Source organism: Halalkaliarchaeum sp. AArc-GB, assembly GCF_031432225.1.
In the GTDB taxonomy this organism is placed as follows: Archaea; Halobacteriota; Halobacteria; order Halobacteriales; family Haloferacaceae; genus Halalkaliarchaeum.
Map to the genome: position 1 here is coordinate 32,063 of NZ_JAVKGM010000018.1, position 13,493 is coordinate 45,555.

Annotated in this window: 13 protein-coding genes; 7 read left to right on the forward strand and 6 right to left on the reverse strand. The window is 65.2% G+C overall.

Translation table 11 applies throughout. From position 1 onward, the window contains the following. Positions 1–15: 15 nt before the first annotated feature. Positions 16–1,398 (reverse strand): bifunctional hydroxymethylpyrimidine kinase/phosphomethylpyrimidine kinase, encoded by a 1,383-nt coding sequence (gene thiD / locus RH858_RS14440; protein ID WP_310562250.1) that lies wholly within the window; start codon positions 1,396–1,398, stop codon positions 16–18. Positions 1,399–1,644: 246 nt separating this feature from the next. Between thiD and RH858_RS14445 the strand changes: the two genes are divergently transcribed. Together RH858_RS14445 and RH858_RS14450 are read left to right on the forward strand one after the other, a co-directional pair. Further along, positions 1,645–2,901: a divalent metal cation transporter gene (locus tag RH858_RS14445; RefSeq protein WP_310562277.1), complete on the forward strand. Its 1,257-nt coding sequence runs from the start codon at positions 1,645–1,647 to the stop codon at positions 2,899–2,901. Beyond that, positions 2,898–3,467 carry a hypothetical protein gene (locus RH858_RS14450; protein WP_259536334.1) on the forward strand — a complete coding sequence of 190 codons (570 nt, stop codon included), beginning with the start codon at positions 2,898–2,900 and terminating at the stop codon, positions 3,465–3,467. The genes RH858_RS14445 and RH858_RS14450 overlap by 4 nt, the downstream gene beginning before the upstream one ends. A 185-nt stretch (positions 3,468–3,652) precedes the next feature. On the opposite strand, the gene RH858_RS14455 is transcribed toward RH858_RS14450, so the two are convergent. Next, positions 3,653–4,030 carry a YccF domain-containing protein gene (locus RH858_RS14455; RefSeq protein ID WP_310562251.1) on the reverse strand — a complete coding sequence of 126 codons (378 nt, stop codon included), beginning with the start codon at positions 4,028–4,030 and terminating at the stop codon, positions 3,653–3,655. A gap of 162 nt (positions 4,031–4,192) precedes the next feature. Here RH858_RS14455 and RH858_RS14460 point away from each other — a divergent pair, with 162 nt between their 5' ends. Beyond that, positions 4,193–4,645: a DUF5658 family protein gene (locus RH858_RS14460; RefSeq protein ID WP_259536337.1), complete on the forward strand. Its 453-nt coding sequence runs from the start codon at positions 4,193–4,195 to the stop codon at positions 4,643–4,645. 173 nt (positions 4,646–4,818) lie between these two features. Here the strand turns inward: RH858_RS14460 and RH858_RS14465 are convergent, their stop codons facing one another. Further along, positions 4,819–5,520, reverse strand: a complete 702-nt coding sequence (locus RH858_RS14465; protein WP_310562252.1) for an SOS response-associated peptidase — start codon at positions 5,518–5,520, stop codon at positions 4,819–4,821. A 122-nt stretch (positions 5,521–5,642) separates the two neighbouring features. Between RH858_RS14465 and RH858_RS14470 the strand changes: the two genes are divergently transcribed. Continuing rightward, on the forward strand, positions 5,643–6,074 hold the full coding sequence (locus RH858_RS14470) for a universal stress protein (protein WP_259536339.1): 432 nt from the start codon (positions 5,643–5,645) through the stop codon (positions 6,072–6,074). Between the two features lie 30 nt (positions 6,075–6,104). Here the strand turns inward: RH858_RS14470 and RH858_RS14475 are convergent, their stop codons facing one another. After that, a complete protein-coding gene (locus RH858_RS14475; protein ID WP_259536408.1) occupies positions 6,105–7,253 on the reverse strand; it encodes an inorganic phosphate transporter in 1,149 nt (382 codons plus the stop codon). A gap of 253 nt (positions 7,254–7,506) precedes the next feature. Further along, positions 7,507–8,271, reverse strand: coding sequence for a DUF429 domain-containing protein (locus tag RH858_RS14480; RefSeq protein WP_259536340.1), 765 nt, complete (start codon positions 8,269–8,271; stop codon positions 7,507–7,509). Positions 8,272–8,362: 91 nt separating this feature from the next. Here RH858_RS14480 and RH858_RS14485 point away from each other — a divergent pair, with 91 nt between their 5' ends. The 3 genes from RH858_RS14485 (at position 8,363) to RH858_RS14495 (ending at position 12,094) form a co-directional block, all read left to right on the forward strand. Next, entirely contained in the window at positions 8,363–9,010 is a 648-nt protein-coding gene (locus RH858_RS14485) for a TetR/AcrR family transcriptional regulator (protein ID WP_259536341.1), read from the forward strand. Continuing rightward, positions 9,010–10,518, forward strand: a complete 1,509-nt coding sequence (locus RH858_RS14490) for an MATE family efflux transporter (protein ID WP_259536342.1) — start codon at positions 9,010–9,012, stop codon at positions 10,516–10,518. The genes RH858_RS14485 and RH858_RS14490 overlap by 1 nt, the downstream gene beginning before the upstream one ends. 64 nt (positions 10,519–10,582) lie before the next feature. Then, entirely contained in the window at positions 10,583–12,094 is a 1,512-nt protein-coding gene (locus RH858_RS14495; RefSeq protein WP_259536343.1) for an RtcB family protein, read from the forward strand. Positions 12,095–12,115: 21 nt separating this feature from the next. Here RH858_RS14495 and RH858_RS14500 read toward each other — a convergent pair whose 3' ends face one another. After that, positions 12,116–13,453: an MFS transporter gene (locus RH858_RS14500; protein WP_259536344.1), complete on the reverse strand. Its 1,338-nt coding sequence runs from the start codon at positions 13,451–13,453 to the stop codon at positions 12,116–12,118. Between the last annotated feature and the right edge of the window lie 40 nt (positions 13,454–13,493).

A 13,493-nucleotide genomic window follows, 5' to 3' on the forward strand; every position in this document is an offset into this window, starting at 1 on the left:
TATTGTTCTTCGTAGTCAGGAATCGGCGCCGCCTTTATGAAGTTCTCCGAGGACGGTTTCCAGTCTATTTCTAAGTGTTTCCGAATCCGAAGCGAGCAGGCGGGTCATCGCTTCCTTTCCCACGTCGCCCCGGTCGAACACCGCCGAGGGCGTTTTCTCGGCGCGTTCGAACGCTCGACCGGCGGCCCAGCCCATCGTCGATCCCTCCTCGTCGGGCGCGGGTTCCTTCGAGCGGTCGATCTCGACGACACTCTCGAGGGCCGACAACGCCGATTCGACGTCGTCGTCGAACCGGAGGTTCGCCGCAAACCGGAGGGTCGAATCGTGTTCCCGGGCGGAAAGCAGGAAGCGGGCGACGTGGCTTGATGCGCCGAATCGGACGCCGCGATTCGGCCTGACACCGGAACGAGTTCGAGTGATCCGCCCTTCGACGGCTGCAGTCTCGACGGTCGCCTCGGCGTACGGCGTGGCACCGACCACGTTCAGCCCGACCTCGGGGACGAGCGGTCGTGCGTCCATCTCGATCAGGGAATCGACGACTTCCTCGACTGCTTCTGCAGTGGGATGTCGCGAGGCACGCTCCCGAATCTCGACCAGGTGATGCACCGGACCCGGGCCGGTACCGACGTCGTGGTGATACCGGACCGCACGCTCCAGGAACGCGATTCCGGTTCGAACAGCCTCCTCGAGCTCCTCACCCCGCGCGAGTCGCGCGGCGATCGCACTCGAGAGCGTACAGCCGGATCCATGCGTCGCGTCAGTCCCGACGCGCGGGTGCTCGAAGATCATCGTTTCTTTGTCGCCGGCGAAGGCGAGCACGTCGCGTATCCGGTCGCCCGGAACGTGTCCGCCTTTCACGAGGGCGGCGTCGGCACCGAGTTCGACGAGTCGTTCGCCCGCCTCTCGTGCGGTGTCTTCTCCCTCGGGTTCGATGTCGGTCAGCACGCCAGCCTCGTCTGCGTTCGGCGTCACGAGCGTCGCTTCGGCGATCAGGTCCTCGTAGGCTGCTTCAGCCTCCGATTCCAGCAGCCGATCGCCGGACGCAGCGACCATCACCGGATCGACGACGAGGGGGATCGACATCTCGGCTGTTCGTTCGGTGACTGCCTCGAGAACCTCTCGAGTCCCGAGCATCCCAGTTTTGGCGGCCCGAACGTCGAAATCCGAGCGGACGGCGTCGATCTGTGCCTCGATCTCCGAAACTGGAACCGGATGGGTCGACTCGACGCCGAGCGTGTTCTGTGCGGTGACGCTCGTGACGACGCTCGTCCCGAAGGTCCCCTGCGCCTCCATCGTTTTGAGGTCGGCCTGGATGCCGGCGCCGCCGCCGGAGTCGCTGCCGGCGATCGACAACACGACTGGTTTCCGTACGGGTGCGGCGCGTCTCTGGGTTCCCATGTGTGACGCTATAACGGGAAGATACTAATCGGTGGTGTCGGTGGTAACAACTGGATTGTATCACCTACTTATTTCGGCATTGAGCTACGATCCTCCGGCATGAGCAAAGCGGGACACGAACGGGGCGAGTGTCTCGAAGACGCCAGCGGCGAAGTCGCGGGCGAAGCAACGCCGCCGGAGTCGGGTGAGCCGTCGACTGACGTGACAGCTGTCACTCGGGGCGCGATCCGTTCGTACCTGGGGGAGATGGGGCCCTCCTGGATCGCGGGCGCGATCGCTGCCGGGCCGGCGACGATGGCGAGCCTGATCACCGCGGGCGCACTCTTCGATTACGCCCTGCTGTGGGTGGTCGTTCTGTCGGCTGGAGCCGGCGCCCTCGCTCAGTACCTGGCGATGCGGTTGGGTCTGCTCACCGAACGAGGGATCGTCGGCGTCACGGAGGACCATCTCGGCGAAACGTGGGCGTGGATACTGGTGATCGACGTCGTCATCGCCGCCGGCCTCGCCCAGTTGGTGATCATGAACACCCTCGCGAGCGTGTCGGCGACGCTCACGGGGATCGACGCCCGTGTGTGGGGCCTGCTGTGGGCACTGATCCTCGTACTCGGCCTCGCCGGGAGGGGGTACGACCTCCTGGAGTTCGCGGCCAAACTTCTGGTCGCATTGGCCGTGCTCGCGTTCGTCGCCTCGCTATTCGTGGTCCCGACCGACGCCGGTACGGCTGCGACGGGGCTTGTTCCTACCCTCCCGTCCGGCGGTGCGCTGGTCGCGGCGGGCGTCCTCGGCGGCGCGGTCCACATCACGCTGATCACGATGCACTCGTACACGATGCGGGCACGCGGGTGGACGGACCGAGAGTACGGGCTCGCGACGTTCGACGTCGGCGCGTCGATGCTCGTGGCGTTCGGGATCTACAGCGTCGCCATCTTTCTCGTCGCCGCGAGCGTCCTCTCGGATCCGGATCTGACCGCAGTGGGGGCCGCGGAGGCGCTCGGTCCGCTGGTCGGCGAACACGCGCGTCTGCTGTTCCTGCTGGGTCTGGGCGGTGCCGCGGTGTCGACGCTCGGCGGAAACACGGTGGTGCCGCCGTTCCTCGTCGCCGACAAACTCGGCTGGGAGACGACCATCGCCGACACACGCTATCGCCTGTTGCTCGCGGGCTTTGCCGTCGTCTCCGGCGCCGGCGCGTTCATCGGCGGGGAGGTGCTCGGCCAACTCGTGCTCGTGCTCGCGCTGGGTACCGTCGGGACACCGTTCGCGATCGCGATCGTGCTGTACTTGCTGAACAGCGACGCGGTCCCCGAACCCAACTCCCGGCTGGCGAACTTCGGCGGCGTCACGCTGTTTGCCGTTACGGGAACCCTCGCGGCGAACTTCGTACGGGAGGAGGTTTCGACCGGCGTCGATCCGATCTCGGGATTCGTACTCGCGTTCGCCATCGTGCTCGGAATCGCGATCGTCGGACTCCTCGGAAAATACGGACTCGAGACGGTGGGCCGATGACCGACCACGGCGAGCAAACTCGGGACGTTCCGCTTTCGGGATCGACGCTGATCGTCGGCCCCTCCGGCACGGGGAAAACCCGCCTCACAGCCGGGGCGCTTTCCGCATGGATCGAACAGCACGGAACTGAGGGCGTCGCCCTCCTCGAATTTGGGCCGGAGGTCGAACGCGACGGTCGGGTTATCGGCGGTCGACTCGATCGGTTCCTCGAGGTTCCCGAGGGGGTCTGGCACGGCGTCCTCGTCGCACACGCGCCGCGGCTACAGGGGAAAACAGACGACGAGGCGCTACGGCTGGCACGGAACAACGCCGAGCGCGCCAGGAAACTGCTCGACGCTGTACCGTCGAATCCATCTGCGGTGTTCGTCAACGACGCCACAATCCCGTTCCAGCACGACGTGGGGAACCCGAATGAGCTAACTGCCTACTGCGATCGCGCCGAGTGTGCAGTGGTGAACGCCTACGAGGGTGGGGAACTGGGGAGAAACGATCCCGTCACCCGGCACGAGCGGGATTGTCTCTCGACGCTCAAGCGCTGGGCCGATCGGACGATCGAACTCGAATGACGATCGAGTTTTGAGTGAACCGTTTGTGAAGACAGCGCATGGCACGTCGTTCGGAAACCTGCCCGAACTGTGGACACAGCTTCAACTACAACGCGGCGACGGGAACCGGGCCGACCGAGTTCATGGAAGAAGGTCAATGTCCGAACTGCGGACACCACGTGCGGACCCCGCCCGGAACCTGACGTTCACCCGTGGAACCGGTAGAGGGAGGTCACGAACGGGAGTCGGTTCAGCATCCAGATCGCGATCGGGAGGCCGACGATCGTGATCGCAAGCAGGGCCGCGAAATTGGCCCACAGAAAGCTCAGCCACCAGCCGATCAGCACGAAGTAGATCGCCCTGAGGAGAAGCGAGTGCTGTCCCCGGCTCGAGGACTTGTCTGTAAGCGACCGCGGCTCCGCCAGCGTCAGCACCGTCGGGACGAGGTTTATGAGTTTGATCCCGATCGGGATGAGGATCACGGTGGCGTTCAGCGCCCAGGCGACGTTGACGACGATCGGCGTCGTCCACCAGCCGACGAACAGGAACCACAGTGCACGTGTGAGGAGGGAACGTTGGGTCATTGTTGTTAGTACGCCATCGAGCGATAAACCGGTGTCGGAGCCGGGATCTTGATCCGTTCGCGTTCACGGGCCAGGCGTGCCAGGATCGCCAAAAATCATCGGTGAGAATCCGGGGCAGCCATTTAAGGGACGATCGAATCGAGAGTCCGATGGAGGAGACCGGTGCCACCGGAAACAGGACATGACGGCGACGACGTCGTGGTGAGTTGCGAGTTTAGAGATCGGATCGGGCTGTCGGGGTCCGGTAGCATAACCGCCCGGGTCCAGGAGTACTGGAGCTGGATCGCAGTCGCGCTGTTCCTGCTCGTCACCGTGGACATGATCACGACGACGTATGCGGCCTATCAGGTCGGGGTGATCCACGAGGCGAATCCCCTTGTTCGGTGGTCGCTCCTCCAGGGGCCGGTCATCTTTCTGGGGATAAATCTCGCTGCGGTCGTGCTCGTCACCGTGCTGTTCGACAGAGTCGTCGACGTTTTGCGCCGGACACCCGCACCATACGACGGTTATCTCGCGGCCGGAATCGAAGCGTGGCTCGGGGGCCTACTCGCTGCAGGACTGCTCGTGTTCGCGAACAACCTGGCGGTCATCTTCTTCGGACAGAGCCTGTTTTGAGTGCCGTCGCCCCTTGACCGTCGGACGTGAGCTGACTCTGCCCAGTCGACGGTGTTCAGATAAGATGGCTGGCCCGTCCGACCGGTCGGGTGGGACTGAAAGAGGGCTTTCGAGGTCCGCTGAGTCACTGTCTCACTAGTTCCAGCCGTCTCTGAACAGTACCGCCCAGTTCCTCACGAGAACTCGCCCAGGCCGGACTGTTCGTGCTCGAGGGGTTCGATCACGCGCTCGTCGTCGTTTCCGGGATCGTTCACCCGCGTCGAGATTTCGTACGCGTCGAGATCGTCTCCGGGATACGGACGGCACAGTTCCGCGCGGGCTGTCGGGTCCGCCTCGAGCCACTCGGATTCGACCTCGTTCGGCAAGACAACGGGCATCCGATCGTGGATCGGCTCCATCAACTGGTTCGCCTCGGTGGTCAGGATCGTTACTCTCGGCATCGACTCTTCGGTGTTGTCACTCTGGCCCGCGGGGGGTTCCCACAGTCCTGCCATCGCGAATGCGTCGTCCCCGTCCTGATAGATTCGATACGGCCGTTTCGATCCCCCGGCTTTCGACTGCCATTCGTAAAACCCCGACGAGAGAACGAGACAGGGCCGGGACTTCCATGCGTCCCGAAACACACGCTTTTCAGCGACGGTCTCGCTGCGAGCGTTGACGAGCAGATCCCCCCGCCCGGAATCGTCGCTCCAGGGCGGGACGATCCCCCAGCGATAGCGGTCGATCTCGTCGGGGGCCTCGGCCGTGATCACTTCCAGCCCGTCTCCGGGAGCGACGTTGTATCGCGGTTCGTACCCACCGTCGGCGACGAGTTCGGCGTCGAACCGCGCTTCCAGTTGCTCCCGCGGGACGAACAGGGAGTTCCGTCCGCACATGGTGTGTCATTTCTCGAGGAGCACCTTAACATTCGGCTATCGATACCGTTCACGCCGGAGCACCCGTCCTGCTGTCGGCGAGCCACTGGATACAAGACCGGGTCCGCCGTACTGTGGCGGTAGTGACGCCATCACACGTGCTCGTTCCACTTGACGGATCGCCGCTCGCCGACGACGCGCTCGTGTATGCCCTCGATGTGTTCGACTGCAGAATCACCGTTCTGAACATCGTGACGCCGATCGACGCGGAGATGAGCGAAGGCGGTGTTCTGGAACCCGAGACGCCGCGGATCGAGGATGCCCGGGAACGTGCCGAACGACTGATCGAACGCGCCAGAAGGAGGGCCGAAGCCGCCGACCGGTCGGTCGAAACGGCAATCGAAACCGGCGAGCCGGCGGAAACGATCCTCGCGTACGTCGAGGCAGCCGACGTCGATCAGGTTGTGATGGGGAGCCACGGGGGCCCGCGGACCGGCATCGTTCGTCGGCTCCTGGGAACCGTCGCGACAACCGTGACCGGCGAAGCGCCCGTTCCGGTGACTGTCGTTCGCTGACTGCACGGCTGCTTGCCAACTTCCTGACACTCACTGAATCCCCAGGAGCGTCGAGAACAGTCGATAGAGCCCGAATCCGATCCCGATCGACGTTGCCAGCGTGAGCAGCCAAAACGTTATCGTCACTCCGATCTTCTTGCGGGAGACACCGGCAGTCCCGGCAGCCAGTCCGCCGCCGATGACTCCCGAGATGATGATGTTGTTAAAGGAGATCGGAATCCCGAGCGCGATCGCCGCCTGCGCGATGATGAACCCCGGGACGAGCGCCGCGATCGACCGGCGGACGCCCAGCTGGGCGTACTCCCGAGAGGTGGCCTGTAACAGTCTCGGGGCCCCCATCCACGCTCCGGCGAGGATCCCCGTAGCACCGATGGTTAGGAGCACGATCCCTGGAAGGCCGAGCTCGACCCCGTACAGCTCCTCCAGTGGACCTGTCGCCAGTCCCACCTGACTGCCGCCGCTGCTGAACGCGACGATGCCACCGAGGACGAGGAGGAACGACCGGATCCCTCGATCGACGGACGCGGACACCTTCCGTCGGATGAACAGGAATCCAACTGCGGCGAAGGCGACGGTCACGACGACGAGAGCCGGATCGATGCCGATGATGCTCGGACTCCCGACCAGGTGTGAGACGAACTCCGCAACCGACCCCTGGGCGCGGTCGGGGTGTGGAATCACCCCGAGTCGGATGTGGGCGAGAATGGCCGCGACGACCGCCGCCAACAGGGGAACGCCCACGGTTTCGGGAACGTCGTCTCGGCGGAGCAGCGTGGCGGTGGAATACGCGAGCCCGCCCGACACGGGCGGAACGAGCAGCCAGAACGTCCCGATCCGTCGGTACGTGTCGAACGCGGGGGCGCCCCCCAGCGAGAGACCGACGCCCACCATCGCGCCGGTCGTCGCAAACGCCGCCGGGACGGGATACCCCGAATAGACGCCGAACGTCATGAACGACGCTGCGACGAGCAGCCCGGTCGTCGCCGCAAGCGGCGTGATGGTCGTCCCCAGAATGAGGTCTGTACCGACCGTTTCGGAGATACTTCCCCCCTGTGTGACCGCGCCGGCGGCCGCGAGGATCCCGATCAGGAACGCCGCACGCATCGTCGAAACCGCGTTGGCGCCGATCGCCGGCGCGAAGGGAGGGGAGTTACTGTTGGCGCCCAGCGACCACGCCATAAACAGCCCGGTCGCCGTCGCGAGGGCCACGAGCACCCAGAACGCGAGTGTCACGTCCGCCCCCGGAGCCGATCGGGGCCGCCGAATTCACGGACGCCCCTGTCATCGATGATCCGCGACGGGAGTGGATGCTCCCTCGATACTCCGTTCACGAGTAAAGCGTTCGATCGGGAGCGACGAATAGTCTGTGATTCGACCGGGGACGACGAATAGTCTGTGATTCGACCGGGGGGACCGACGACGGATCGGACAGTCACGGCCGGGCGTACACCATCTCCATCGGCAACCCGGCAGGGTCACCAGGACCGTCCGGACCGCTCTGATCGTCCGAATCGACGCCGGACCGATCGCCGGGGAGCGTCCGAAGGTCGCCAGTGAGCGGGCTGGCCGTCACCGCGAGTGCGAACGCGTCGGCGAGATCGTCGAGACCGACCTCGGCACCGAGATCAGTTCCGGCCGCCCGAAGGTGCGACATGACCTCTGGATCGATCGCCTCGAGCCGGTCGACGCGCTCGACGAACGCGGCAGCGGGTTGCCCCGTTTTCGAATATCGAGTTGCCTCCTCGCCGGCGAGCGCCCAGAACGCGACTTCTGGGTGGGCTTCCCGGACGACGCCGACCGCTTCCGGTCGCATCTCCCGAAGGAAGCGATCCACCTGTGCGATCCCGTCGGCGATCCCCCACGTCTGGACCCCGAGGCTGCCGTCGGTGTGCTCCTCCTGAATACGCTTGGCTTCCTCGTAGCTGTCGGCGTGGACTGCCGCCCGGATCGGCGGGGCGAAGACGCTGGAGTGACGATCGGGGGACAGCAGCTTCCTGGCGGCGACGTCACAGGGACGTTTCGCGTTCGAGCGCTCCCGGAGACCGATCGGGACGTCGACGAGGATTGTCTCCGCGTCGACGCCGTACTTCCCGTAGAGGTCTTCGATGTGAGAGTACAGCCCGGAATCGGCGTACCCGTGGTCGTCGTAGGCAACGGCGATCCATCCGTCCGGACAGCCGTCGACTCCGAGATACATACGGGAAGAGACGACGGCACGTCGGTAAAGTGATCCGGGTTCCGGGACGCTCCGAAAGAATTTTCAGCGTCGTTAACTGACCAGTCAGTCAATGGGTCGGGAATCGGCAGCGGACGAGGAGATACTGGAGGCGGTCGACCGCGCCCTGCGGAAACACGGCTACGCCGAATTGACCATGCAGAACATTGCCGACGAGTGTTCGAAGAGCAAGTCGCTTTTGCACTACCACTTCGATACGAAGGAGGATCTGCTGGTGGCGTTCCTCGATGACCTCCTCGACTCCTACGAACAGCGGCTCGAATGTCGGTCGACCGAACCGCCGGGGGAACGACTGATGGAGTTTCTGGCCCGGTTCGTCTTCGCGCCGGGCGACGAGGACCGGGAGGCGTTTCACCTCGCACTGCTGGAAATGCGGTCGCAGGGCGCGTTCAACGAACGTATCCGCGAACGACTTGTCCGGAGCGACCGGCTATTGCGGACTACTGTGATCGACATCCTCGAGGACGGGATCGAGACCGGCGTCTTCGAACCGGTCGATCCCGAACGGACCGCAGCACTGCTGGTCGCGACGCTCGATGGCGCCAGAACTCGACAGATCACTCTCGGCGAGGAGAACGACAGTTACACCCGGACTGTCGTCGAGGAGCTCCTCGACCGGGTCATCGAACCGATCCTCACCCGGGACGCTGATCTCCCCACACTCGAGGAAACGCTCGACGAGCTCGACCGGCAGGCCTGATGTATCGGCTGCCGAACCCCGTCCGGCTGGTTATTCTGTGGATCGGACTCGGGCTGGCGAAGCTCGGGCTGATCGACCGGGAACGGGCGGTGAAGACGACGGCGCTGGCCTGGCCCCGCGTCGTGACCGGTATCGCCCGAATGTCGAAAAACGCCGTCGACGTCGCGATGGTCGGCGTCGCGGTGGGGACGTCGGCGATCGCCGGCGTCGGCTTTGCGAGTCCGTTCTGGGGGTTCGCGTTCGCCGTCGGCGGCGGCGTCGCCGGCGGGACGATCGCGCTGGTTTCCCAGCGATACGGCGCACAGGCGTGGGGCGAACTGGGACGGGCCGTCCGGTCGAGCACGCTGCTTGTCGTCGTCTTGACGGTTCCGCTGTCGGTCGTGTTCTGGACGTATCCCGAACAGTTCATCTCGCTTTTGACCCGCAACGAGGCGGCGATCCGGGAGGGGGCGACGTATCTCAAGATCGTCGGGCTCGGTATCCCCTTTGCGGGGCTGAACCTCGTCGGAAGCCGCGTGCTCGTCGGCTGTGACGACGCCTACACGGCGATGCTGGTGCGTGCCGGCGGGGCGGTGGCGAACATCCTGCTCAACGCGGTGTTCATCTTCGGGTTCGGCATGGGCGTTGCCGGCGCCGCGCTCGGAACGGTGCTTTCCAACGTGGCGATCACGGCGGCGTTCGTCGTGGGGCTGCTTCTCGGTGGATTGCCGGGTCTCGTCCCGTTTCCCGTGCAGATCTCGGCGACCGGCAAGTGGGCCGAGCCGGGGATGATCGGTGATCTCATCGAGATCGGAACCCCGGTCGGACTGCGTAATCTCGTCTGGACAGCCGCCGAATTTCCGATGCTGGGTATTCTCGACATCTTCGGGGAGAACACCGTCGCCGCGTGGGTGATCGCCCGGCGGATCTGGGGCGTGATGAACGCGCCCGGCTGGGGATTCGGGCTCGCGGCGTCCAGCCTGGTCGGCCAGTCGCTCGGGCAGAACGACGAAACCGAAGCCGCCGCCTACGGCCGGGACATCACCCGGTTTTCGGTGGCGACGTACGTGGTGTCTGCGCTGCTCGTCGCCGCATTCGCCGAACAGATCGTGGTGCTTTTCGCCGACGACCCGACGAGCGGCGAGATCCCGATCGCGATCAACCTCGTGTACGCGGCGTGTTTCGCGGTGGTGTTCCAGGGCGTGAAAAGTTCGGCTGCGGGCCTGCTGGACGCCAGCGGCGACACCCGGATAACGTTCCTGAGTCAGCTTCTCGGCATGTTCGGCGTGTCGATCCCGGTCGCCTATCTCGGTGCCGTCGGACTGGTCGTGCCGTCGATCGCGGTTCCGGTCCTGGGGGTGACCACGCCCGGGATCGCCGTGCCCGCGATCGGGCTGTGGGGACTGTATCTGGCGTTCGTCGCCGAGACCGCGGTTCCGGCGGTAATTAACTACTGGCGGTTCCGCACGGACAAATGGCTGAAGATAAGCGAGGAGTACCGGCCCGACGCGGCAGTCGCCGACGACTGACCGGGTCGAACTGTAAGATGCCATCCCCGTAACGCTATTGAGAGTTGGAGATCAAGACTTAAATATGACTACTCGCGAGTTCGGCGACGTCACGCTCGAGAAGATCCGGAAACACGTCTGGGAGATGCCCCGCGAGGGGGAGATGAACGTGCCGGCTCGCGTATACGCCAGCGAGCCCCTGCTCGAGGAGATCAGCGGCGACAAGACCCTCGAACAGCTGCGTAATTCGACTGAACTGCCGGGAATGACCTCCCACGCCGTCTGCCTCCCCGACGGCCACCAGGGGTACGGCTTCCCCGTGGGCGGCGTCGGTGCGATCGACGCCGAACACGGCTGTATATCCCCGGGGGCGATCGGATACGACATCAACTGCGGTGTTCGAATGGTGAAGACGAACCTCACCTACGAGGACCTCCAGGGCAAAGAGGAGGAACTCGTCGACGCGCTGTTCGCGAACGTCCCGTCCGGGCTGGGCGGGGGCGGGGTCGTGGAATCGGACGTCGACACCGTAACCGCGGTGCTCGATCGGGGCGTCGACTGGGCGCTGGAGCACGGCTACGCCGTCGAGGAGGATCTCCGCCACTGCGAGGACGAGGGGATGCGCCCCGACGCAGACCCCGGCGCAGTCTCGGCGGAGGCGAAGAACCGCGGGAAAAACCAGATCGGCAGCCTCGGGTCGGGGAATCACTTCCTGGAAGTCCAGCGGGTGACGGACGTCTACCGGGAGGACGTCGCCGACGCCTACGGGCTCACAGAGGATCAGATCGTCGTGTTGATCCACTGTGGCTCCCGCGGGCTCGGTCACCAGGTCTGTACGGACTACCTCCGGAAAATCGAGAAGCGACACGGCGACCTCCTGGCGGAGCTTCCCGACAAGGAGCTTGCGGCCGCACCGGCCGGATCCGAACTCGCAGAGCAGTATTACGGCGCGATGTGTGCAGCGATCAACTTCGCATGGGTGAACCGACAGCTGATCACCCACCAGACTCGCCGGGTCTTCGAGCGCGTCTTCGACGACAGCTGGGAGGATCTCGGAATGGAACTGCTGTACGACGTCGCCCACAACATCGGCAAAAAGGAGGTCCACGAGGTTTCCGTCGACGCGAACGGGACTGCAGTTCCCCACGACTCGCCTGACGCCGTCGACACCGAGCAGCGGGAACTGTACGTTCACCGGAAAGGAGCCACGCGGGCGTTCCCGGCCGGCCGGCCCGAGGTCCCGTCGGCGTATCGCGACGTCGGCCAGCCCGTGATCATCCCCGGCAGCATGGGGGCCGGATCCTACGTCCTTCGGGGTGGAGAACACTCCCTTGAGCTCTCGTTCGGCTCGACGGCCCACGGCGCCGGCCGGTTGATGTCCCGGACCCAGGCGAAACAGGAGTACTGGGGCGGCGACGTTCGGGACGACCTCAGGGAGATGAACCAGATCTACGTGAAGGCACAGTCCGGCGCGACGATCGCCGAGGAGGCGCCCGGCGTCTACAAGGACGTCGACGAGGTGGTTCGCGTGAGCGACGAACTCGGGATCGGCGACAAGGTGGCCCGGACGTATCCGGTCTGTAACATCAAAGGCTGAGGCGGCCGAACCACCAGCGGTTCAGCAGTTTCGAGGCGGATCCCTCGGCCTCAAGTTTGTCGATAGATAGCCGGCACGTCGACGAACCACGAACACGATCCCCGCCCCGGCGACGACGAGACCCCCGGCCGTCCCGAACGCGAGGAGGTAGTCGATCGCGGCGAGATATCCCCCGAGGATACTACCGAACCCGCCGGCGAGCGCCCCGATCGCGGCGTACACGCCGAGCGCTTCCCCGCGGACGGTCATCGGCGCGAGCCGCGTGACCAGCGTCCCCGCAGTAACCGCGATAACTGCCCAGGTAAGCCCGATCACGGCGAAGACGGCGGCAGTGGTGCCCAAACTCGCCGGCGTGGCGCCCAGCAGGAGACCGACGACCGCAACCGACGGGATCGCGACGCCACGGACGAGGAGACCGGCCGCCTGGAACACGCCGACGTCGAACCGGGTCGCGAGCCGTCCGGCGGTTCCGAACGCGACTGCCGCGCCGGCACTCGAGACGAGATACAGCAGGAATATTTCCCCTGACGTGAAGCCGGTGTCTGAAAGGAACGCCGGAAGGGGCGCGAAGAACCCGGAAAACCCGGAAAAGAAGACGAACACGGCACCGAAGTACAGCGCGAGTTCGGGCGTGAATCGGTCGACGAGGCGATCGAACCGGAGCCCACGGAAGTCACTCCGCGCCGGGGTGAACGGGAACGTCACCGTCCGGACGCTGAACCGGTCGGAGCGCCTGAGCGCCCGCCTGATTCGATCCCCCGAGAGTCTGGGAGTGCCGTCCGCCCTTCGGGTGGCGGGATTGACCGGAAACGTTCGAACCCCGACGATCAGGCCGATGCCGGCGCAGATCCCCGTCAGGAGAAAGAACCCGTCGAACACCCACCCTGGAGAGAGGAACCGTTCGGCGGTCCCTGTCCACACCGCACCAAAGAGGAGTCCGAGCGCCCAGCCGACGCCCTGATACTTGTTCAAAATCGCGATCCGAGTGCTCCAGGAGTCGGGCGGAACATCGGAAACCGCAAGGAGTGTGAGAACGGGCGTTGCCGCCGCAAAGGCAAACCAGATCGCCCCGTTGGCCACCACCACCACGGCGATGGAGTCGACCGCCGGCATGAGCAGTAGCATCGCCGCCACGAGTCCGAGAGCGCCCAGCACGAACAGCCGACGCTTGCCGGTTCTGTCCGCGAGCCGTCCGAAAACGAGCGCTCCCGGAACCCCGACGAACGCGGCGATCCCCGCGAGCACGCCGAGCGTGAACGGCGTCCCGCCGAGGGCAACGACGTACAGCGGGATGATCAGCGACGCGCCGCCGAGGGCGACGGAGCCGAGCCCCCACGCGTACAGCCATCCCTTCGCCATGCCCGGTGGCTCTCCGGGCGCCGTGAAAAGGTCACCGCTC